This window comes from Bacillus sp. JFL15, from assembly GCF_001184225.1.
Taxonomy (GTDB): domain Bacteria; phylum Bacillota; class Bacilli; order Bacillales; family Bacillaceae; genus Bacillus; species Bacillus siamensis.
Window position 1 is genome coordinate 372,286 of sequence record NZ_KQ236689.1, and the last position, 22,161, is coordinate 394,446.

The following is a 22,161-nucleotide window of genomic DNA, read 5'->3' on the forward strand; positions in this document are numbered from 1 at the left end:
CAATTCGGCAGCCCTTTTTCAGTATTAAGATGTCATGACCAGATAAATAAGTCCGATGAACAGAAAAATTCCCGCTGCCGACAGCAGCACTTTCGCAAGCTTCTCCATTTTTCCCCGTCCCCTTAAATCCCGGCGGCCACCACAAATGACAGGCCGACTGAGATGACAAATGAAATAAAGCCGACAGCTCTGTTATCTTTTTCAATTTCTTTATCAATTTTAAACCGGGGCGTCAGAAATTCAAAGATAAAATAGCTGATTAAAAGCATAATAAATCCGTATACGCCCCAGCCGATCATTTGCAAAAGCGAATTATGCTGGGCGATGCTGTGCTGAAAGACATTCGCGATACCGAGAATTTTCCCTCCGGTCGCCATTGCCACCGCAAGATTGCCTTTTTGGATTTCCACCCAGTTTTTATAGGATGTCACCAATTCAAACACGGTCAGAAAAATGACGAGACACAAGACGGCCACACTGTAATAAGCCGCGATTTCAACAAGCTCATTTTCCCAAAAAGCATTCATGACGTTTTCTCCCTTTTTATTTTAGTTCGACAATCGTTACGCCTGATCCTCCTTCTCCCGCTTCCCCGAACCGTGCGCTTTTCACGCTGCGGTGGTTTTTCAGAAGATCCTGCACCCCTTTTCTGAGGGCGCCCGTGCCTTTTCCGTGAATGATGGACACTCTCGGGTAGCCGGCAAGCACCGCGTCATCTAAATATTTTTCGACGCGGCTGAGGGCATTTTCGTAACGCTCTCCCCTGAGGTCAAGTTCAAGGGATACGTGATAATCCTTCCCTTTTACGGCGGTGATTGCTTTTTCTTTTTTCGGTTCAGGAGCCGATTTGAGAAACTCGAGATCTTTTTCCTTCACCTTCATTTTGAGGATGCCGATTTGGACGTTCCATTCTTTCTCGCCGGTTTTTTCAAGAAGCGCCCCTTTTTGTCCGAATGTGAGCACCTTTACTTCGTCGCCCGGCTTCAGCTCGCGTTTTTTCTCTGTTTTTCTTTCCGGCTGCTTTGATTTTTCAAAAGCCGGCATCGCGTCTCCGAGACGTTTTTTGGCATCAATCAGCTCGTGTTCCTTAAAGGATCTGTGTTCTTGCTTGATGGACCGGAGCTCGCGGATGATCTGTTCGGCTTCATTTGCGGCGGCTTCCAGTTTTTCCGCCGCTTTTTGTTCGGCTTCTTCCATCATTTTATCTTTTTGGGCGTTCAACTCAATGATTTGCTGCTGAAGCTCTTTATGCAGTTTTTCTGCTTCTTTTCTGATTGATTCGGTTTCAGAAAGCTCTTCATCCGCTCTTTTTTTGCTTTTTTCAAGCGATGCGATCATCAGATCGACTTCGTTGTGTTCGGCGGTCATTTCTGACTTCGCCTGGCCGATGATATGCTCCGGCAGGCCGAGGCGTCTTGAAATTTCAAATGCGTTGCTTCGGCCTGGTACTCCGATCAGGAGCTTATAGGTAGGCGAAAGTGTTTCAATGTCAAATTCAACGCTGGCGTTCATGACGCCTTGCCGGTTATATCCGTATGCTTTCAGTTCCGGATAATGGGTTGTCGCAAGCACTCTGGCGTTTGTCCGGTGGACTTCGTCAAGAATGCTCATGGCAAGCGCCGCCCCTTCCTGCGGGTCTGTTCCGGCACCGAGTTCATCAAACAGCACAAGGCTGTTTTCAGACACTTCTTTTAAAATACTGACGATATTGACCATGTGGGATGAGAACGTACTCAGACTTTGTTCGATCGACTGTTCATCTCCGATATCGGCAAACACATTGTCAAATACGGCGGCTTCTGATCCCTCATCAGCCGGTATGTGCAATCCTGCCTGCGCCATTATCGTCAGCAGCCCGAGTGTTTTTAACGTAACGGTTTTACCGCCCGTATTCGGGCCCGTGATGACGATCGTTGAATAATCTCCGCCCAGTTCAATATCGTTGGCGACGACTTGATCTTGGGGCAGCAGCGGATGGCGCGCTTTTTTGAGACGGATAAAGCCGTCTCCGTTCATGAATGGTTTTGTCGCCTTCATCGCTTTTGCGTATCTCGCTTTGGCGAAAATGAAATCCAATGTCTGCAGCACTTCTACATTTTTAGCGATTTCATGTGTGTGTTCAGCCGTATGCTCCGTCAGCATCCGGAGAATCCGTTCGATTTCCTGTTTTTCTTTTACCTTCGCCTGCTGAAGCGAGTTGTTCATATCTACGATCGCCTGCGGTTCAATAAAAAGTGTCGCACCGGATGAAGATGTATCGTGAACAATTCCGCCGTAGCTTGATCTGTATTCCTGTTTGACCGGAATGACAAAGCGGTCATTCCGGATCGTAACAATGGTGTCAGACAGCATTTTTGAAGCGGAAGATGAACGCAGCATCGATTCAAGTCGGTCTCTCACTCTTGATTCAAGCGTCCTGAGCTGCGTCCGGATTCCTCTTAGGGCGGGGGATGCATGATCTAGCACTTCGCCGTGATCATCAATGCAGGAGTTAATCTCCCTTTCCAAATCGCCCAATGTAATCAGTTCTTCTGCATGGGCCTGTATCAGCGGAATGCTGACGCCGTCTTCTGTCATTTGGCTGATAAAGTGCTTCATTTGTTTAACGGCATACAGCAGCCCGGACAATTCGGTAAATTCCGTCGGAGTCAGCACACTGCCGATTTCCGCCCGCCGCAAAGCCGATCTTATATCGGTCAGCCCGCCGAACGGGGCATGGCCTCTTAAGCGCATGACCGCGGATGCTTCTTCGACTTCATCCAGCTGTTTTTGGATGTCGGCGAGATCCGTTAAAGGCTTCAGCTGCAGAAGCTTTTCCCGGCCGAGCGATGAGGCGGCATGTGCGGTAATCTGTTCTTTTACTTTATGAAATTCAAGTGATGATAACACTTTTTGCTGCACGGTTTTATGGTCCTCCTTACTTAATCATTGCGCGTCAGAAATGCTTTGACCTCATGTAACGGCCGGGCGTTTAACACATTCTTTGTTTCAGTCCAGCCTTTGCGCGCAGCGGTCACGCCCGTTTTCATGTCATCGAGCATTTCTATATTATGGGCATCCGTATTAATGACCAAAGTCACGCCTTTTTCGTTTGCTTTGATCAGATGCTCAGTCCGTAAATCGAGACGCGCGGGGTTTGCATTCAGCTCAAGCGCCGTATTTGTTTTGGCTGCGAGCTCAATCAGCATGTCGATGTCGACTTCATAGCCGGCCCGTCTGCCGATCAGGCGGCCCGTCGGGTGGGCGATAATGTCCACGTGCTTATTCGTCAGCGCCTGTTCAAGCCGTTTCATAATGACATGCTCCGGCTGGCTGAAGCTTGAATGGATAGATGCGATGACAAGATCCATTTCAGACAGAACACTGTCATCATAATCAAGCGAACCGTCGGGGAGAATGTCCATTTCTACGCCTTTAAAAATATGAAAGTTTTCAAACTCAGCGTTTAACGCGTCAATTTCTTCCGCTTGTTTTCTGAGCCGTTCGGCCGTTAACCCGTTGGCTACCTTTAAATATTGGGAATGGTCGGTGATCGCCATGTACTGATAGCCTTTTGCCATACACGCTTCTGCCATTTCCCTGATGGAAAATGCGCCGTCACTCCAGGCTGAGTGCATGTGGAGATCGCCTTTTATCGCTTTATGCTCCACAAGGTCCGTTTCTTCCCGGTACGTGTCGACCTCCTGCCCGCTTTCTCTGAGCTCCGGAGGAATAAACGGCAGACCGAAGTGGGCGTAAAAGGCTTCTTCACTCGGAAACGTTTTGACTTCTCCCGTTTCTATGGTTTCTACCCCGTATTCGCTGATCCGTTCGCCGCGCTCTTTCGCCAGCTGGCGCATCTTAATGTTGTGATCTTTCGAGCCGGTAAAATGATGCAGTGTGGTCGCAAACTGCTCCTCTGTCACAAGCCGGAAATCCACACTCGTCTCATATTCAAAGGTCAGGGTGACTGATACCTTTGTATCCCCGCTCGCTATCACGTCTTTTACGTTCGGCAGGGACAGAAGCTGATCTCTGACAGCCTCCGGATGATCTGTAGCGATAATGTAATCGAGATCTTTTACAGTCTCCCGCGCTCTTCTGAGACTGCCGGCCCGGGAATATTTCTGAATATCCGTCAGCCGGTCCAAATGTTCTTCAATTACTGAAGCAATGCCGAGCGCATAGCCGATCGGAAAACGTTCCGGCTGTTTTCCGGCTTCTCCGAGAGCCTGAAGGATTTTCTCCTCCGTTTTTTTTCCGAAACCGGCGAGCCCCTGCACCTTTTGCTGCTCGCATGCTTCTTTCAGCGATTCCGCGTCATGAACGCCAAGCTCCTGATACAGTTTGGCGATTTTTTTGCCGCCTAGGCCCGGAAGCTTCAAAAGAGGAACCAAGCCTTCCGGGACTTCTTTCTGCAATTGGAGAAGCGTGCTGGACACACCTTCCTGCATATATTCACGAATGACGCCGTAGGTGCCTTTTCCGATTCCGGATAAAGACATCATGTCGTCGATTTCCGACAGGCTGCGGTCATCCTGCTCAAGCGCCGCTGCCGCTTTTCGGAAGGCTGATATTTTAAACGGGTTGTCCCCTTTCAGTTCCATATAGACCGCAATCGTTTCAAGCAGCCTGATGATATCTTTTTTATGCATACTGTTAACCCCCAGTCGTTTCCTGCTTTTCATCATACAAATTTTTCTTCTCCGGCACAACTGACGCAGAGCTTGAAAAAAACTTCTCCGGTCAAGAGAAGTTTTTTATGCCCCGTACTGGGCCCACAGTTCTTGCAGGAGCCCAGACAGATACGGCGTATGATGCGTGATGATATTTGCAAGCGTCGATTGTGCGAGCATATCCTGAAGCGCGCTTACCGGCAGTACGGATGCGACGTATAACAGGATAAACGCAAATAAATAGACTTCCAGAAACCCGAGCACCCCGCCAAGCAGTTTGTTGATCTGTTTAATGACCGGAATGCTTGCGATGATATTAAGCGCCGCTCCGATAATCCGAAGCAGAATCTTTGCAATGATAAACAAAATGACAAACGCGATCGCGTTGTAATAAGCCGTCTCTACGTTTCCTTTAATAAAAGAAAAAGCCGCCTGCCCGCCGGAAAAATCAGGCGCGGGTATAAAACTTAAATGCGGGGCCAGGTTTTTGTAAAAAAGCGCCGCAAACGCAATCGAGAGGATGAAACTCGTTAAATATATAAATTGGAGGATAAATCCTCTTTTCAATCCAAGCAATGTGCCCATCAAGAGCAAAACTAAGATGATGATATCTATCATATGGTGTTCATTCCTTTTCTTTAAGCTGCCGCTCCAGTAATTCATATTTTTCTTGCAGTTTCATATAATCATGCACGACATTGACCGCAGTCAAAACAGCGAGCTTATTTATATCAAGATATGGATTTTTCTCATTGATTTCTCTCATTTTATCATCAACCATTCCGGCCACATGACGCATGTGCGCTTTGCTTTCTTCCCCAATAATGGTGAAGTGCTGGCCGTAAATGTTTACTGTCGTTTTGGTTTTTTTGCCGTCAGACAACGTTTCTCCTCCATTCCGCGAGAATCCTAGTTCCTATCATACCACGATTATCGATTGAATGGAAAGACGAGCCTCAGGCTGTTATGATACACTGGTATATACAGTGAAAAGTGCCAAAAAAGGAGATTATATCGTGTCCCATTCTGTTATAAAAGTATCCGCTTCCGCTATAGAACAAATGAAACAATCCTATGCCGGCTCCCTTACTCCGGCCGTTCCGCAGGGCGCCGTCTTCCAGGCTAAGCCGCCGGGCTGTACCATTACAGCCTACCGTTCGGGCAAGGTTCTCTTTCAAGGAAAAAACGCCGGCACAGAAGCGGCCCGCTGGGGAACGGCTGAGGCGCCGAAAGCAAAGAAAACCGTCAAAAAAGCGGCCGACCCGCTCTACGCTCCCCCGGCGGGCATTGCGTCCATGTCGGTAATCGGCTCAGATGAGGTCGGAACAGGCGATTACTTCGGACCGATAACGGTTGCCTGCGCCTATGCCGACAAAACAAAGCTTTCTTTAATGAAAGAACTGGGCGTGAAGGATTCGAAAGATTTAAAAGATCCGCAGATTATTGAAATCGCCAAACTGTTAATTAAAACTATTCCTTACAGCCTGCTTGTGTTAAAAAATGAAAAATACAATCAGATGCAGGAAAAAGGCCTGAGCCAGGGGAAAATGAAGGCGCTCCTTCATAATCAGGCGATTTCCAATCTGCTGAGGAAAATGAACGGCGTCAAACCGGAAGCAATTCTGATTGACCAATTTGCAGAGCCCGGCATTTATTTTAAGCATCTTTCCGGGCGGGATATCGTAAAAGAAAAAACGTTTTTCAGCACGAAGGCGGAAGGCATACATCTTTCCGTCGCCGCAGCCTCTATCATCGCGCGGTATTCTTTCTTAATTGAAATGGATAAGCTTTCCCGGGAAGCCGGGATGACGATTCCGAAAGGCGCGGGGCCGCACGTCGATGAAGCTGCCGCCAAGCTGATCATCAATAAAGGAGAAGATGCGCTCAGGACGTTCACTAAACTGCATTTTGCCAATACGCAAAAAGCGAAACGCCTTGCAGAACGGAAAAGGTCATAACAAAAAAGCTTGCAGAGTGATCTGCAAGCTTTTTCTTTATCCTCTTAATACGGCCTGATATGTTTCTTCCAGCGCTTTCAGCACGTTTTCGTGGACTTTTGTCACTTCTTCTTCTGTCAATGTTTGTTCAGGGTTGACATATTGGAGCGAGAAGGCGACGGATTTTTTGCCCTCTTCCATATGCTCACCTTCGTACACATCAAATACGGTGACTTCTTTCAATAGCGCGCCGCCGGCTTCTTTGATCACGGCTTCGAGCTGTCCGCTTGTGACGGTTTTATCTGCAACAAGCGCAATGTCGCGTGTGACGGACGGGTACTTCGGAATCGCCGTATACACGACAGGTTCTGTTTCCTCGGTCAGAAGCGCGTGAAGATCAAGCTCGAACACATACGTTTCTTTAATATCCAGCTCTTTTTCTATTGCCGGGTGCACTTGTCCGATAAATCCGGCAAGTGAGCCGTTCAAAAGAATGTTTGCGGTCCGGCCGGGATGCATGTTTTTGCGTTCTGACTGGACAAATTCAATCCGGTCTGACACATTCAATTGATGCAGCAGGCCTTCAACGATTCCTTTGACGACGAAGAAATCAACCGGCTTTTTCTCACCCTGCCATAGGTTTTTGCGCCATAATCCGGTTACGGCTCCGGCAACCCGTTCTTTTTCAACCGGTTTTGTGTTTTCTTCCTTCGTCAGAAATACAGAACCCGTTTCGTATAAAGCAACGGAATCAGTCTGTCTGGCCAGATTGTATGAAACGGCTTCAAGCAGATTCGGCACGAGGCTGTGTCTGAGAATGCTTCTTTCTTCGCTCATCGGCAGAGCAAGCATCGTATTGAATGATTTTTCGATCGCAAAAGCGGCCGCTTTTTTATCATTCGTCAATGAATATGTGGTCGCTTGTGAAAGACCCGCTCCTTCAAGGAAACGTCTCACTTTCCGGCGTTTTGCCTGATACGGTGTCAAGCCGCCTGTCGTGCCGGCCGTTTCCGGAAGCGTGGACGGAATATTGTCATACCCGTACAGTCTTGCCGCTTCTTCAATCAGGTCCTCTTCGATTTTAATATCTCCGCGGCGTGACGGCACCGTTACGACCAGAACGTCTTTTGCTTCACCGACTGCAAAACCGAGGCGCTTGTAAATGCTGATGATTTCTTCTTTAGTGATTGTCATGCCGAGCACGGCGTTCACTTTGTCAACAGATACATGAATGTTGTTCGCTTCGATTTCCAGATGGTTTTCTTCGACCGTGCCTGAGAGCACTTCTCCGCCGGCATACGCCTGAATGAGGCTGCAGGCCCGTTCAGCCGCCAGCAGAACGCGTGCCGGGTCAATGCCTTTTTCATATCTGGCGCTCGCTTCGCTTCTCAGCCCGAGGTCTCTCGACGCTTTGCGGACGGTCTGTCCGTCGAAATAAGCGGCTTCCAGTAAAATCGTGGTGGTGTCTTCACGGACTTCAGATTCTGCTCCGCCCATGACTCCCGCAACGGCTTGCGCTTTTTCTCCGTTCGTGATGACCAAATGGCTGCTTGACAGCTTGCGCTCCTGTTCATCCAGCGTCACGATGGTTTCGTTTTCCGCCGCTTTTCTGACGACGACTTCTTTTGAACCGAACCGGTCGTAATCGAAAGCGTGAAGCGGCTGGCCGTACTCAAGCAGGACGAAGTTTGTGATGTCCACAACGTTATTGTGCGGGCGGATGCCTGCATTCATCAGCTTCGTCTGCATCCAAAGCGGAGACGGGCCGATTTTGACGTTTTTAATGATTTTTGCGGCGTAATGCGGATTGGCCTGCGTATCTTCAATCTTGACGGAAACAGCATCCGCCGCTTTTTCTGCTGCTTTTTCATATGAAGTCTCCGGAAGCTTCACCTCGGTGCCGAGAATAGCCGCAACTTCATAAGCCACGCCAAGCATGTTCATTGCGTCGGCGCGGTTCGGCGTTAAGCCCAATTCTAAAATCGCATCATCAAGCTGAAGGGCTGCCATTGCGTCAGCTCCCGTTTCAGCATCATTCGGAAACACGAAAATGCCTTCCGCATATTCTTTCGCCACGAGCTTGCTTTCAATGCCGAGCTCCTGGAGAGAACAGATCATGCCGTGAGACGCTTCGCCGCGCAGCTTGGCTTTTTTAATTTTGAAATTGCCGGGAAGCACGGCACCGACTGTTGCAACGGCAACCTTCTGTCCTTTATCAACATTCGGGGCGCCGCAGATAATCTGAACAGGTTCCTCCGCACCGATATCGACAAGGCATTTGTTGAGTTTGTCGGCATTCGGGTGCTGTTCACGCTCAAGCACGTGTCCGATGACAACGCCTTTTACGCCTTCCCCTTTATACTCGATACCCTCAACTTCAATACCGGCTCTCGTAATTTTTTCTGCAAGCACGGCCGGGTCGATTCCCTGCAAGTCAACGTAATCTTCTAACCATTTATATGAAACAAACATGTGTATCCTCCTCTTACGCCTGTTTAAACTGCGAAATGAATCTGACATCATTGGTATAGAAATGGCGGATATCTTCAATGCCGTATTTCAGCATTGCGATACGTTCCACACCCATTCCGAAAGCAAAGCCCTGGTATTCCTCAGGATTGAATCCGGCCATTTTCAGCACGTTCGGGTGAATCATGCCGGCGCCGAGAATTTCGATCCAGCCCGTTTTTTTGCAGACGGAACAGCCTTGTCCGCCGCACTTAAAGCAGGTCACATCCACCTCGACAGAAGGTTCAGTGAATGGGAAAAAGCTCGGACGGAGCCTGATTTCACGGTCTTGGCCGAACATTTTTTTGGCGACCAATTCAAGCGTGCCTTTCAGATCGCTCATGCTGATTTTGCGATCCACGACGAGACCCTCAATCTGCATGAACTGGTGGGAATGTGTCGCGTCATCGTTGTCGCGGCGATACACTTTTCCGGGACAAATGATTTTGACGGGGCCTTTGCCTTTATGCTTTTCCATCGTGCGCGTCTGCACCGGTGACGTCTGCGTTCTCATCAGCATTTCTTCTGTAATGTAAAAGCTGTCCTGCATGTCGCGGGCCGGGTGCTCCTTCGGCAGGTTCAGCGCCTCAAAGTTGTAATAATCCGTTTCCACTTCAGGACCTTCTTCGATGGTATACCCCATGCCGATAAATAAATCTTCAATTTCTTCAATAACGACCGTCAGCGGATGGCGCCCGCCGATGTTTACCTGACTGCCCGGCAATGTGACGTCAATCGTCTGGCTGCTGAGTTTTTTATTCATCTCTTCTTGTTCAAGCTGTTCATTTTTCGCCGTAATGGCTGCTGCAATGCGCTCTCTCACTTCATTGGCGAGCGCTCCCATTTTCGGGCGTTCTTCGGCGGACAGTTTGCCCATGCCGCGGAGAACTTCTGTAATCGGCCCTTTCTTTCCGAGATATTGCACCCGAATGTCGTTAACTTCTTTTAATGAACCTGCCGCTTCTACTTTTTCTGCAGCTTCCAGTTCGAGCTGTTTAAGCTTCTCTTCCATCATGCATCCTCCTTTTATGTAAACCAAACCGTTCTATGCCTTTTTCAGAAAACAAAAAAACCCGCCCCTTGAGAGAAGGGACGAGTTGTGGCCGCGGTACCACCCTTTTTAAGGCAGACTTCATCTGCCGACAGCTTCATTGACATAACGGAAACGATCGTTCCGGTTCACCTTTACGCGCGTTTGGCGCGGTCCCGGTGACAACTCGAGAGGTGAAAATCAATTTCTGTGCTGCGATAAAAATGCTTTCAGTCGGCGGCATTTTCTCCCTGGAAGGCAGCTTGTGAAAAAATTGACGTCCTCTGTCACGGTTTTTACATTATTGCTATCTATTATAGTGAAATTCGCAGCTTTGCGCAACCTATCCTCTGAGATGATAGACGAGGATGGCAGCCGCCACCGCCACATTCAGCGACTCCGCCTGTCCGTACAGCGGAACGTACAGGTTGAGATCCGTTTTTTGCAGAAGGCCGGCGTCCACTCCCGCCCCCTCGTTCCCGACGATTAACGCGAACGATTCTTCAGGCTTCACGCTTTGATAAGCCGCACCGTTTTCAAGCGCCGTGCCGTAGATCGCGACGCCTTGCGATTTCAGCTCATCGGTAAACTCGTCGAGCGGACGTTTCAAAATGGGAATATGAAAGTGAGATCCTTGGGCTGAACGCAGCGTTTTTCCGTTGTATGGATCTGCCGTTCCCTCACCGAGGACAACGGCGTCAATCCCCGCCGCATCTGCCGTTCTGATCATTGTTCCTAAATTCCCCGGATCCTGCACGGCATCAATCAGAAGCAGCCGCTTCAGCCGGTCAGGCTTCTCGTCCGGCATATGGCAGACTGCGGCGATCTGCTGCGGCGTTTCCGTTTCCGTCACGGCTGAAAACGCATCTTCGCTCAGCACATAGCACGGAATGCTCATGTCCAGATCGGCCGGGATGACGCTCTCATCTTTTACGAGAATTTCTTTTACCGTTCCCTTTGACTTGAGCGCTTCTTCTGCCAGATGCTCTCCTTCTATCAGAAATGTATTCGTTTTATGTCTCTCTTTTTTTGTGTGAAGTTTTTTCCAGTCCTTCACTTTTTGGTTTTTTGCCGAGTCAATTCGTTTCACTTTATTTCTGCGCTCTCCTTTTTTCATGCATGTTGTTATTATATCTCAAGAACAGCACATAATAAACCGCGTGCGCGGTAAGAATATGCGTATCACATTCAGGAAAAAAGGAGCGGTTGTAATGGATCTTAATTTACGCAACGCCGTTATTGCCAATGTGACCGGCAATAACCAGGATCAGCTGGAGCATACTATCGTTGACGCCATCCAAAGCGGTGAAGAAAAAATGCTTCCGGGTCTCGGTGTCTTATTCGAAGTTCTTTGGCAGCATGCGTCAGACTCAGAAAAAAATGAAATGCTCAAAACACTTGAAGGCGGATTAAAACCTGCGCAATAAGCATGAAACCGGGTGATGGCACACCCGGTTTTTTTTGTATAATAATGGCGAGGGGGATCGCCAATGCAGTTACAGCCGGAACTGGCAAAAAAATTGATTGCCGAAGTCAAACATATGTACAGCCGCGAAGTGATTATTGCCGATACAAAAGGAATGATCATCGCGGGCACCAACGCTGCGCGCGCCGGATGTTTTCATGAAGGAGCTCTTATCTGCGCGCGGGAAAAACGGAATGTCATCATTACGAAAGAAGATGAAAAACGGCTCGAGGGCGTAAAAGCAGGATTGAACCTCCCCGTTTTTTCGGGTCATGAGGTGATCGGAGTATTCGGTCTGACAGGAAACCCTGACGATATCCTGCCTTTCGGGGAATTGCTCAGAAAAATGACGGAACTTTTTATAAAAGAAACGCGCCACCTGGAAGAAGTGCAATGGCGTGAGAGAATGCTTGAATCCTTTATGGTGGATTGGCTGCAGTTAAAAGAATGGTCGCCGGGTTTTTTAGAAAAAGCAAAGCTCCTTGCAGCAGACCTTCATGCGCAACGCCGAATCATACTCATTCAAGGCCGTTATGAGCAATATGAAGCAGAAGAGCTCGGGCGCCTCTGGCAAAGTGAATACCCTGAAGACCTGTTTGTCCGCTGGGGAAATGAACGTATTCTCATTAATCATGAAACAAACTCGGATTCTAAGGAGAAGCTCGTCAAAAGAATGAACACTGTTTTTGGGCAGCCTGTCACGGCCGGCATTGGGCGGATCGTTCCGGGAGAACGCCTGACGGAATCATACGGACAGGCGGAGAAAGCTCTTTCGGCGGGCGCTATTGACAAGCAGGCCGTCTTTGAAGAAGATTTAAAACTGGATATGTGTCTTGCCGATATTGCGCCCGGCACACGGTCTGAATTTTCACGGCGGGTTCTCGAGCATGTGCTCGGCCGTGAAGAACTTCTGGATACGCTGCGCGCCTTTTTCGACCGGCAGTTATCGTTAAAGCGCACCGCTGATGACATGCATATTCATATTAATACGCTGCGCTACCGTCTTTCCAAACTGGAATCGCTGACAAATATGAAGCTTGACCGCCCTGAAGACATAACGGCTTTTTATTTGGCGCTTCGCTTTTTAGATCAACATACAAAAATCACGTGATATCACCATCATTTTTCATCTATTTCTCCATAGTTTACGAAATCATTTTTATTTACAATTAAATGAAAACGCTTTTCTAATCGGGAGGTTGGGAGAATATGATTTCACGAGAGGCAAAGGAACAGTTCATCCGGGCGGTCGGGAAGGAGAATTATGATGATTCGGCGGCTGGCCGTCTTGTGTATTCGTACGATGCAGCCCCTCAGCTGCAAGCCATGCCGGATGCGGTAATCGCCCCCCGCTGTTCGGATGACGTGTCCCGTATATTAACGATTTGCAGCAGGCATGACATTCCGATCGTGCCGAGGGGTTCAGGCACAAACTTATGCGGCGGCACATGTCCGTCTGAGGGCGGTCTTGTTCTTTTATTCAAACATATGAACCGAATTCTTGAAATTGATGAGGAAAATTTGACGGCAACCGTCCAGCCGGGCGTGATCACGCAAGATATGATTCATGCGGTTGAACGGAAAGGGTTATTTTATCCGCCTGATCCGAGCAGCATGAAAATATCGACGATCGGCGGAAATATTAATGAAAATTCCGGCGGACTGCGCGGCCTGAAGTACGGTGTCACCCGGGATTATGTCCTCGGCCTTGAAGCCGTCTTGGCTTCAGGCGATATCATCCGCACAGGAGGAAAGCTGACAAAGGATGTCGCCGGTTATGATCTGACCCGGCTTTTCGTCGGATCAGAGGGGACGCTCGGTGTTGTGACGGAAGCGACTTTAAAGCTTGTTCCGAAGCCGGAAACGAAAAAAACGCTGCTCGCACTCTATGAACATATTGAAGCGGCTGCAGAATCGGTTTCTGCCATCATCGCTGAAAAAATCATTCCGGCGACACTCGAATTTCTGGATCAGCCGACACTGCAGGTCATTGAAGATTACGCCAAGATCGGGCTTCCGACAGACGCAAAAGCCGTACTGCTGATCGAACAGGACGGTGACAGCGGCACGGTCAGACGCGATATGGAAAAAATCGAAGCCATCTGTAGAAACGGAGCCGCCGTATCCGTCCAAACGGCTGAAACCGAGGAGGAAGCATTCGCCCTTACAGAGGCCAGACGGTCCGCACTATCAGCCCTTGCCAGACTGAAACCGACGACGATTCTGGAAGATGCCACCGTGCCGAGATCACAAATTGCCAATATGGTCAGAGCCATTAACGAGATTGCAGAAACATACGGCTTGTCCATCTGCACATTCGGCCATGCAGGCGACGGCAACCTCCATCCGACGTGCACCACCGATATCCGAAATACAGAGGAGATAGAACGTGTCGAAAAAGCCTTTGCCGCCATTTTTGAGAAAGCGATTGAGCTGGGAGGAACGATAACGGGTGAACATGGGGTCGGCATCGTAAAAGCGCCGTATTTAGAAATGAAGCTGAAAACAGAAGGCATCACCGCCATGAAAGCGATCAAACAAGCGCTCGATCCCCAAAACCTGCTGAATCCGGGAAAAATATTCGCCAATGCGTCAAGGAAACGCGTGGTGGTGATGAAATGACAACGGCTAAAGAGCAGAAACAAATTCAAACAGAATTCAAAAACCGCATGGATGAAGGTGAATTGCTGAACTGCATGCGCTGCGGCTTCTGCCTTCCTTCCTGTCCGACCTATATCGAATCAGGATTTCAAGAATCCCATTCGCCGCGCGGCCGGATCGCCCTGATGAAAGCCGTCACAGACGGACTGATCGAGCCGGATGAAGATGTCGAGCGCTCACTTTCGCTGTGTCTCGGCTGCCGGGCATGCGAGCCCGTTTGTCCGGCAGGAGTCAATTACGGACAGCTGCTTGAAGAAGCAAGGGATATCATTCATCAAAATAAAAAACATAAGCCGGGCGTGCGCCTCTTGCGGAAAGCGGCATTTACCGGGCTTTTTCCCCATCAAAACCGCATGCGGACAGCGGCGAATCTTCTCGGGATATACCAAAGATCAGGACTGCAGACCGCCGTCAGAAAAACCGGTATGCTGCGCGTTTTGCCTGAGCATCTGCGCACGATGGAACAAGTGCTCCCGCCCGTCCCGAAACGGAAAGACATGAAGGAACGGCCGCGTTTTCTTCCCGCCTCGGGTCCTGTTCAAAAACGGGCCGCTTTTTTCTCGGGCTGTTTAATGGATACGATGTTTTTAGCAACAAATCATGCGACAACAGCGCTTTTACAGGCGGCCGGATGTGAGATCGCGGTTCCGGAAGGTCAGGCGTGCTGCGGCGCGCTTCACGGGCACAGCGGAGAAAAAGAGACGGGAAAAGAACTGGCCAAGCGGAATATCGCGGCTTTTGAAGCGCTTGACGCAGATTATATCATTACAAACGCCGGCGGATGCGGCGCCTTTCTTCAGGAATATCCGCATTTACTGAAGGATGAACCTGAATGGGCGGACCGTGCCGAACAATTCGTCCGGAAGCTCAAAGACTTTTCATCCGTACTGGTTGAACTGAAGTTCCATCAAAGGAACCTTCAGGCGCAATCCCCTCATATCGTCACATATCAGGACTCCTGCCATCTCCGCAATGTGATGCATACGTCAGAGGAACCGCGCATGCTTTTGAAAAGCATTAAAGGGGCCGAGTACAGAGAAATGGAAAAGGCCGACAGTTGCTGCGGGTCGGCGGGAATTTATAATATAACAGAGTCAGAGATGTCTATGAAAATATTAGACAGCAAGATGAAAGCCGCCGGAAAAACGGAAGCAACCGTCATCGTGACAGCCAACCCCGGATGCCTTTTGCAAATGCAGCTCGGCATTTTGCGCGAAGGATTAACAGACCGTGTCCGCGCGGTACATTTGGCGGATTACCTTTTGAAAGCGGCGGATTTGTCATAAACGGAAAAAGCAGAGAGACCGAACGGCTCTCTGCTTTTATGATGCTGCAAGTTTTACAGTTCGGGGCGGATTTATCCGGGTATTGAAGCTTCCAATCTGGCACTCGGATCACGCCAAATGTTTGCCCATTTTTTCACAGCCGCCATGATAATCACAAGCCCGAGAATGAGCATGATAATAGATAAAACGCCATTCAGCACATTGTATCCCGCCGCTTCGGGATTCAAATACACATACCGCACCATCCAATAACCCGCATAGTTGACGGTCACGTACAAATAAGCGAGAGGAATCAGGCATGTCAGCATATAATGCCGCTTATCGGCTATCTTCAATACGACAGTCGCACCGATGATTAATCCGACGGACGCCATAAGCTGATTGGACACGCCGAACAGCGCCCAAATGGAGCTGATGTCGCCCGAATACAGAAGATAGCCCCACAGCAGGCAGGCGAGCGCGCTTGAGAAAATCGAGCCCGGCAGCCAGTCTGTTTTTTTCAGAGGCTTATACACCTCTCCGAAAAACTCCTGGATCAAGTAGCGGGCGACACGGGTTCCCGCATCAATCGCCGTTAAAATAAACACCGCTTCAAACATAATGACAAATTGAAAAAAGTATGAAGCCAAATGACTGAAAAACGGAATCTCCGTAAAGATATACGTCATTCCGACGGCAAGCGTAACAGCGCCGCCCGTTCTTCCTTCCAGACTGAGACCGATTTCTTTGCTCAATTCAGGCAGATGGACGACGTTCATCCCAAGGGCGCGGAAAATTTCCGGCGTGCTGTTAATGGCAAAATAATCGGCTGGCTCAAGTGCGGCGGCTGCTATGAGCGCCATAATCCCGACGAGACATTCGACAAGCATCGCTCCGAAAGCAACCGGCTTGATATCACTCCATTTATCCAGCATTTTCGGCGTTGTGCCGGAACCGACAAACGCATGAAAGCCTGAAATGGCGCCGCAGGCAATCGTTATTGAAATAAACGGCCAGACAGGTCCTGCGATCACCGGTCCGCCGCCGTGAATGAACTCCGTTACGGCCGGGAATTTAACGGCGGGATTGACGAAAAAGACGCCTGCGATCAAAGCGGCAAAAACCCCGATTTTCATAAAACTGCTTAAATAGTCACGCGGGGCAAGCAAAAGCCAAACCGGAAGCGCCGCGGCGAAAAAAGCATAGACGGGAAGCGCCACCGCGAGTGTTTTCGCATCCAACGTCAGCATGTCGCCGAGAGCCGTTGTCTGCAGCCGCGGCCCGATCACAACGCCGGCCATTAACAAAAGAAAACCGACAGTTGATGCAAGTTTGAGATTGCCCGTTTTTTTATAGTAGACGCCGACCCCCATCGCGATCGGAATCGTAATCCCCACCGCAAACGTTCCCCACGGGTTTTTCTCAAGTGCGTGCAGCACAACCATGGACAGCCCCGCCATCGTGATCGTAATGATAAACAGCATCGAAAGACCCGTGCAAAAGCCCGCTACCGGGCCGAGCTCTTCTTTGGCGACTTCAGAAAGCGTTTTCCCATTTTTCCGCATAGATGCAAACAATACGACAATATCGTGCACGGCTCCCCCGATCACCGCCCCGATTAACAGCCATAAAAGCCCGGGCAGATAGCCGAACTGAGCTGCGAGAATCGGTCCGACAAGCGGGCCGGCAGCGGCGATTGCCGCGAAATGGTGGCCGAATGACACCCATTTATTCGTCGGCACATAATCTTTCCCATCCTCAAGCACATGGGCCGGAGTCGGTGTCTGATCATTGATTTTTAATACTTTGACCATCATAAAGGTACCGTAAAGCCGATAGGCGATCGCCAAAATGCATATAGACGCTATGACGATTGTAATCGCATTCATTTAATCCCAGCCCCTTTTCTCTTTTTCTAAATATTATCACAATTATCAGATAACGGGAGATGATTTTTGCGTAAAAAAAGCCGGCGGCACAGCCCGGCTTTTCGGAACATTATTTTCCTGATAAACGGATGACATTCCATGACAGCGGCGTAAAATGAGCCGTTATCCCTTCAGCGTTTGCGGAAGACGTTCCGTTTGAGTGAGGCATAACTTCTTTTCTGTTTTTTTGATTGGTCGCTTTCATATTCTGATGCTCCAGCACGATATGCTCAATGATGCGGTAATCTTCAAACCCTCTCAGTTTAATCTCCGTTTCTATCGGTTCCTTGCTTTTGTTGACCGCAAAAATGGTCAGGGCTTCATCCTCTTCACGGTAAACGGCTGCGGCATCAACATACGGCACATCCGTAAAATCCGCTGAGTCGTATTTCAGGGAGGTAATCAGCAGCTTCATCGAAGTCCCTCTCCCGTAGACAGAGGCGTGCATGTAAGGATAAAAGATCGGCTGCCTCCATGCTTCTCCGCCCTTTTCAGTCATGATAGGCGCAATCACGTTGACAAGCTGGGCAAGACAGGCGATCTTTAGTCTGTCCGCATGCTGCAGCATCGTAATCAGCAATGAACCGATCAACAGCGCATCTTCAAAATTGTAGATGTCTTCCAGAATCGGCCGGGCCGTAATCCACGGCTCCACTTTTTTATCCGCTTCATTGGAGTGATACCATACATTCCACTCATCTAAAGAAAGGTGAATCGTTTTTTTGCTCCGTTTTTTCGCTTTCATATAATCACATACGGCTGTGACGGATTTGATAAAATGGTCTAAATCCATCGACTTCGCCAAATAGTTTTCAAGATCATTTTCATGGTTGCCGTAATACGTATGCAGTGAGATGTAATCCACATGCTCGTACGTATGCTCAAGCACCTCCGCCTCCCATTCGATGAAGGTCGGCATGCTGCTGTTTGAGCTTCCGCAGGCCACCAATTCGATCGTCGGGTCCGTCCATTTCATCACTTTTGCCGTTTCAGCGGCGAGCCGTCCGTATTCATGCGCCGTTTTGTGCCCGATCTGCCAAGGGCCGTCCATCTCATTTCCTAAGCACCACGTTTTTATGCCGTAAGGTTTTTCATAGCCGTGCGATTTTCGCAAGTCGCTCCAGTATGACCCTTCAGGATGGTTGCAGTACTCGACGAGGTTCCGGGCGGCATCAATTCCTCTCGTCCCGAGATTGACCGCCATATTCACTTCGGCGTTCACTTTTTTTGCCCACGTTAAAAATTCATTCGTCCCGACTTCGTTCGTTTCTGTCGTCTGCCATGCCAGATCAAGCCTCCGCGGTCGGTCCTTCACCGGTCCGACGCCGTCTTCCCAATTGTAGCCCGAGAGAAAATTCCCGCCCGGATAGCGGATGAACGGCACCTGTAATTCTCTGATCAGCTCCTGTACGTCTGTTCTGAACCCGTCCTTGTCGGCTTTCGGGTGTCCGGGCTCATAAATGCCTTTATACACCGCCCGGCCCATATGTTCTATAAATGATCCGTACATCCGTTTGTCCACTTCACCGATGATATATTCTTTATCTGCTGTAATTCCCGCTTTTTTCATTATGTTTCCTCCCTCTCTCTATCCCTTCACTCCGCCGACTGTCAGGCCGGAAATAAAGTATTTTTGGAAAAACAAGAATATGATAATCACCGGCAGTATCGCAAAAACGGAACCGGAGATCAGCATGTCATAGTTGTTGCCGTACGGACTCAGCAGCCCTGACAGTCCGATTGGAAGCGTAAACATTTCTTTCGACCGAAGCACGATCAGCGGCCATAAAAAGTTATTCCAGCTGTTTAAAGATTGGAGAATGATCATTGCTCCGAATGCCGGTTTCATGAGGGGCGCCATAATTCTGAAGAAAATGCCGAATTCCGTGCAGCCATCCATTCTCGCTGAATCGAGCAGATCCCTCGGGAGGCCGAGTGCGTATTGCCTGAAAAAGAACACGGCGACAGGCGACACAATAAACGGCAGAATCACCCCCGTATAAGAATCAATCAAATGAAGCCCCACCGTCAGTTTAAATAACGGAAGCATCATCACTTCCAGAGGCACCATCATAATGATCAGCACAAGAACGAAAATAACATTTCGGCCTTTAAACTCGTACACACCGAGTCCGTAGCCGATCATTGAGGAAAAAAACAGCGTGAGCACCGTGGTGAGAACGCCGAGCAGCAGGCTGTTAAAAAACCACTTAAAATAAATGCTTCCCCCGTTGAACAAATACGTGTAGTTATCAAGGCTCATCACATCCGGATCAAGACGCAGATTCAGTCCGATGCGCATCAGCTCAGATGACGGCTTTAATGAACCGAGCAATAGGCAGATCATCGGAAAGATATACAGCAGGCTCAGCATGATAAAAAACAAGGTAAACGCGACTCTGTACACGGAAAACATGTGATTGTTACGCACCATCTATCCCTCCCCTTTAAACGAACCGGACAGTTTCAGCGACACAAGGCTGACAAGTAAGATGACAAGCAAAAGGACAATTCCGATGGCGGCCCCGTATCCCATTTCGTTGTACGCAAGCCCCTGCTGATATAAATAACCGACAAGCGTGAGGCCGATATTGCCCGGGGAATTATTCTGCCAAAGCACATAGCTTTCCTCAAACATTCTGAAACCGCCGATAATACTGATCGTTAACACATAAACCGATACCGGCTTTAAAAACGGGAGGGTAATATGCCGGAACTTTTTCCACGTACTCGCCCCGTCAATTTCAGCCGCCTCGTATAATTCTTTCGGCACGTTTTGCAATCCGGCCAGAAAATAAAGAATGTTAATGCCCATCCATCTCCATGATGCAAGCAGCACCATTAAAAACATGCCGGTTCCTTTGTTATTGAGCCAGTTTTGAGGCGATACGCCAAGCTTCATCATCAGCTCGTTTGCCAGCGACGTATTCATTTCTCCGAACATCAGCCGGAATATAATCCCCGCGACGATCGTCGATGTCAAAGCCGGTACGAACAGTGCCGATTTAAACACATTTCTGAATCTGACGAGCTTCGAATTCAGAATCACCGCCAAAAGAAGCGGCACCGGAATCAGCACGATCAGCGTCCAGAAGGTATATTCCAAGGTATTAAACAGTGCGGTGTAAAAGGTTGGATTAAGAAGAGAGGTGTAATTGGAAAACCCGACAAATGCAGCTTCTCCCGGCAGTATCCGCTGAAAGCTCATGATACACACGCTGATGATCGGATACAAAAAGAAAACGAGAAACGAAATGATAAAAGGCGCCGTAAAAAGATAAGGCGCCGCTTTTTTGGAATACAGCACATTGCGCCGGCGCGGCTTCTTCCGGGCTGCGGAAACGGTTTGCGCTGCCTCTGTCTTTACAGGTCTCATAAAAGCTCCCCCGCTTTCTCCGTTAAAATGGGCGGCTTCTTATTTTTCCAATTGCTGTGCCGCCTCGTCCAAGGCTTCCTTAGGTGTTTTTTCCTGCGTCTTCAGCGCATCGAACAGCACCTGTCTGACGACGAGATCAGCCGCTTTAGAAAAGTCTTCATGCAAATAAATCGGATTGATCTCATCTTTTACTTCAAGGAGCGTGGAAAAAATGGATGTACCGTTCCGGAAGAAATCCGTGTACTTGTTTTTCTCCTTCAATTCTTTTGAATCCCACACGTCCCAGCGGAGCGGATCAAAGCCGAGCACCGTCCACAGCTTAATATTTCCTTCCTTTGAACCTTTCGCAAATCCGAGAAATTCTTTCGCGAGCTTCAGATGTTCGGCCTGTTTCGGTACGACGGTGGCTGTTCCGCCCAAGCCCGCTGATCTGTCGCCGCCTTTTTTCCAGGCCGGCATAGGGTAAATCGCCATTTTCCCTTTTAAATCAGGCATATAATCGATAAACCGTCCCATGTACCAGATGGGCATCAGCACTGACGCTGCCCCGCCCTGATTCATAAAACCGTAGTATTCTTCACTGTGATGGCCGCCGCCGGGAGCCGGCAAAAGGGTTTTATCATTTACCATGTCCTTTAAGTCATTCAATGTGTCTATATTCGTTTTATTGTTCAGAATCAACTTTCCGTTTTTGCTGAAGTAGCCTGATCCTTGCTGTGAAATCATGGAAAGAAATGTGGCGGAATCATTTGTTTCAACCGTTCCCATCGGTTTCCCCGCGATTTCGCGCACTTTTTTCCCCGCCAGCCGGTAGTCCTCCCATGTCTTAATCGATGCGGGATCAACGCCGGCCTTTTTCATAATATCCATGTTGTAAAACATCACGGTCGTCCCTACATGTGTGTCAAGGCCGTACAGTTTGCCGTTTTTGCTGTATAAGGCCAGGCGCGCTTCCACAAACTTATCGCGATCTTTTTCAATCAGCGGAGTCAGATCGGCAAGCGGGATATCCTTCCCCTTCAGAAAATTCGAGAACCGGCTTAATTCCACGTCGGCTATATCAGGAAGCCCTTCCCCCGCGATCAGGGAAACGGATAGATTATCATGCATTTGTCCATAAGGATAAACAACGGTATTCAGCTTAATTTTGCGCTCCGGATATTTCTGATTCCATTCTTTGGCCATTTCCTGATAAAACTGTTCGTGCAGTCCGTTAAACGTCCAAAATGTCAGCTCCGTTTCTCCCGCCCTGCCGGCAGTCCGTTCTTGTGAACAGCCGGCGGTAAATAATAAGAACATCATCAGCGCCAAACATGCAGCGGTCGTTTTTTTCATG

Annotated in this window: 18 protein-coding genes; 5 read left to right on the forward strand and 13 right to left on the reverse strand. The window is 49.0% G+C overall.

Annotation, left to right across the window (positions count from 1 at the left end):
- Positions 1-122: 122 nt before the first annotated feature.
- The 5 genes from AD710_RS01815 to zapA all read right to left on the reverse strand — a co-directional run bounded on the left by AD710_RS01815 (position 123) and on the right by zapA (position 5,538).
- On the reverse strand, positions 123-527 hold the full coding sequence (locus tag AD710_RS01815; RefSeq protein ID WP_003152541.1) for a DUF350 domain-containing protein: 405 nt from the start codon (positions 525-527) through the stop codon (positions 123-125).
- A gap of 16 nt (positions 528-543) precedes the next feature.
- The gene (locus tag AD710_RS01820) at positions 544-2,901 is read right to left on the reverse strand and encodes an endonuclease MutS2 (RefSeq protein WP_049627132.1); all 2,358 of its coding nucleotides are present in this window, start codon (positions 2,899-2,901) and stop codon (positions 544-546) included.
- Positions 2,902-2,921: 20 nt separating this feature from the next.
- Positions 2,922-4,634: a DNA polymerase/3'-5' exonuclease PolX gene (polX, locus tag AD710_RS01825; RefSeq protein WP_049627133.1), complete on the reverse strand. Its 1,713-nt coding sequence runs from the start codon at positions 4,632-4,634 to the stop codon at positions 2,922-2,924.
- 105 nt (positions 4,635-4,739) lie between these two features.
- Positions 4,740-5,273, reverse strand: coding sequence for a CvpA family protein (locus tag AD710_RS01830; RefSeq protein ID WP_049627134.1), 534 nt, complete (start codon positions 5,271-5,273; stop codon positions 4,740-4,742).
- 7 nt (positions 5,274-5,280) lie between these two features.
- On the reverse strand, positions 5,281-5,538 hold the full coding sequence (gene zapA / locus AD710_RS01835; protein ID WP_016938650.1) for a cell division protein ZapA: 258 nt from the start codon (positions 5,536-5,538) through the stop codon (positions 5,281-5,283).
- 133 nt (positions 5,539-5,671) lie between these two features.
- On the opposite strand from zapA, the gene rnhC reads away from it, so the two are divergent.
- Complete coding sequence (rnhC, locus tag AD710_RS01840) at positions 5,672-6,613, forward strand: ribonuclease HIII (RefSeq protein WP_049627135.1); 942 nt, start codon at positions 5,672-5,674, stop codon at positions 6,611-6,613.
- A 36-nt stretch (positions 6,614-6,649) separates the two neighbouring features.
- Here rnhC and pheT read toward each other — a convergent pair whose 3' ends face one another.
- The 3 genes from pheT to AD710_RS01855 form a co-directional block, all read right to left on the reverse strand.
- Positions 6,650-9,064 (reverse strand): phenylalanine--tRNA ligase subunit beta, encoded by a 2,415-nt coding sequence (gene pheT, locus AD710_RS01845; protein WP_049627136.1) that lies wholly within the window; start codon positions 9,062-9,064, stop codon positions 6,650-6,652.
- A gap of 13 nt (positions 9,065-9,077) precedes the next feature.
- Positions 9,078-10,112, reverse strand: a complete 1,035-nt coding sequence (pheS, locus tag AD710_RS01850; protein WP_016938647.1) for a phenylalanine--tRNA ligase subunit alpha — start codon at positions 10,110-10,112, stop codon at positions 9,078-9,080.
- Between the two features lie 361 nt (positions 10,113-10,473).
- Positions 10,474-11,220, reverse strand: coding sequence for a TrmH family RNA methyltransferase (locus AD710_RS01855; protein WP_049628747.1), 747 nt, complete (start codon positions 11,218-11,220; stop codon positions 10,474-10,476).
- Between the two features lie 121 nt (positions 11,221-11,341).
- On the opposite strand from AD710_RS01855, the gene sspI reads away from it, so the two are divergent.
- From sspI to AD710_RS01875, 4 genes are all read left to right on the forward strand, one after another.
- Positions 11,342-11,557, forward strand: coding sequence for a small acid-soluble spore protein SspI (sspI, locus tag AD710_RS01860; protein ID WP_003152527.1), 216 nt, complete (start codon positions 11,342-11,344; stop codon positions 11,555-11,557).
- 63 nt (positions 11,558-11,620) lie between these two features.
- A complete protein-coding gene (locus AD710_RS01865) occupies positions 11,621-12,706 on the forward strand; it encodes a CdaR family transcriptional regulator (protein WP_049627137.1) in 1,086 nt (361 codons plus the stop codon).
- Positions 12,707-12,804: 98 nt separating this feature from the next.
- Positions 12,805-14,217: a glycolate oxidase subunit GlcD gene (gene glcD / locus AD710_RS01870; protein WP_049627138.1), complete on the forward strand. Its 1,413-nt coding sequence runs from the start codon at positions 12,805-12,807 to the stop codon at positions 14,215-14,217.
- Complete coding sequence (locus AD710_RS01875; RefSeq protein WP_049627139.1) at positions 14,214-15,542, forward strand: (Fe-S)-binding protein; 1,329 nt, start codon at positions 14,214-14,216, stop codon at positions 15,540-15,542. The genes glcD and AD710_RS01875 overlap by 4 nt, the downstream gene beginning before the upstream one ends.
- 71 nt (positions 15,543-15,613) lie before the next feature.
- On the opposite strand, the gene cstA is transcribed toward AD710_RS01875, so the two are convergent.
- The 5 genes from cstA to AD710_RS01900 form a co-directional block, all read right to left on the reverse strand.
- Complete coding sequence (gene cstA / locus AD710_RS01880; RefSeq protein ID WP_049627140.1) at positions 15,614-17,410, reverse strand: carbon starvation protein CstA; 1,797 nt, start codon at positions 17,408-17,410, stop codon at positions 15,614-15,616.
- A 109-nt stretch (positions 17,411-17,519) separates the two neighbouring features.
- Complete coding sequence (gene arfA / locus AD710_RS01885; protein ID WP_049627141.1) at positions 17,520-19,019, reverse strand: arabinosylfuranosidase ArfA; 1,500 nt, start codon at positions 19,017-19,019, stop codon at positions 17,520-17,522.
- Between the two features lie 18 nt (positions 19,020-19,037).
- On the reverse strand, positions 19,038-19,883 hold the full coding sequence (locus tag AD710_RS01890) for an arabinooligosaccharides ABC transporter permease AraQ (RefSeq protein ID WP_049627142.1): 846 nt from the start codon (positions 19,881-19,883) through the stop codon (positions 19,038-19,040).
- The gene (locus AD710_RS01895) at positions 19,884-20,825 is read right to left on the reverse strand and encodes an arabinooligosaccharides ABC transporter permease AraP (protein ID WP_049627143.1); all 942 of its coding nucleotides are present in this window, start codon (positions 20,823-20,825) and stop codon (positions 19,884-19,886) included.
- 39 nt (positions 20,826-20,864) lie between these two features.
- The gene (locus AD710_RS01900) at positions 20,865-22,160 is read right to left on the reverse strand and encodes an arabinooligosaccharides ABC transporter substrate-binding protein AraN (protein WP_049627144.1); all 1,296 of its coding nucleotides are present in this window, start codon (positions 22,158-22,160) and stop codon (positions 20,865-20,867) included.
- Position 22,161 lies beyond the last annotated feature (1 nt).

Bases quoted from the DNA above. Each gene is read 5' to 3' on its own strand.
- cstA (WP_049627140.1), bottom strand. From the start codon at position 17,410: ATGAATGCGATTACAATCGTCATAGCGTCTATATGCATTTTGGCGATC.
- AD710_RS01895 (WP_049627143.1), bottom strand. From the start codon at position 20,825: ATGAGACCTGTAAAGACAGAGGCAGCGCAAACCGTTTCCGCAGCCCGG.
- AD710_RS01890 (WP_049627142.1), bottom strand. From the start codon at position 19,883: ATGGTGCGTAACAATCACATGTTTTCCGTGTACAGAGTCGCGTTTACC.
- AD710_RS01865 (WP_049627137.1), top strand. From the start codon at position 11,621: ATGCAGTTACAGCCGGAACTGGCAAAAAAATTGATTGCCGAAGTCAAA.
- polX (WP_049627133.1), bottom strand. From the start codon at position 4,634: ATGCATAAAAAAGATATCATCAGGCTGCTTGAAACGATTGCGGTCTAT.
- glcD (WP_049627138.1), top strand. From the start codon at position 12,805: ATGATTTCACGAGAGGCAAAGGAACAGTTCATCCGGGCGGTCGGGAAG.
- AD710_RS01900 (WP_049627144.1), bottom strand. From the start codon at position 22,160: ATGAAAAAAACGACCGCTGCATGTTTGGCGCTGATGATGTTCTTATTA.
- arfA (WP_049627141.1), bottom strand. From the start codon at position 19,019: ATGAAAAAAGCGGGAATTACAGCAGATAAAGAATATATCATCGGTGAA.
- AD710_RS01815 (WP_003152541.1), bottom strand. From the start codon at position 527: ATGAATGCTTTTTGGGAAAATGAGCTTGTTGAAATCGCGGCTTATTAC.
- AD710_RS01875 (WP_049627139.1), top strand. From the start codon at position 14,214: ATGACAACGGCTAAAGAGCAGAAACAAATTCAAACAGAATTCAAAAAC.
- pheS (WP_016938647.1), bottom strand. From the start codon at position 10,112: ATGGAAGAGAAGCTTAAACAGCTCGAACTGGAAGCTGCAGAAAAAGTA.
- sspI (WP_003152527.1), top strand. From the start codon at position 11,342: ATGGATCTTAATTTACGCAACGCCGTTATTGCCAATGTGACCGGCAAT.
- AD710_RS01830 (WP_049627134.1), bottom strand. From the start codon at position 5,273: ATGATAGATATCATCATCTTAGTTTTGCTCTTGATGGGCACATTGCTT.
- pheT (WP_049627136.1), bottom strand. From the start codon at position 9,064: ATGTTTGTTTCATATAAATGGTTAGAAGATTACGTTGACTTGCAGGGA.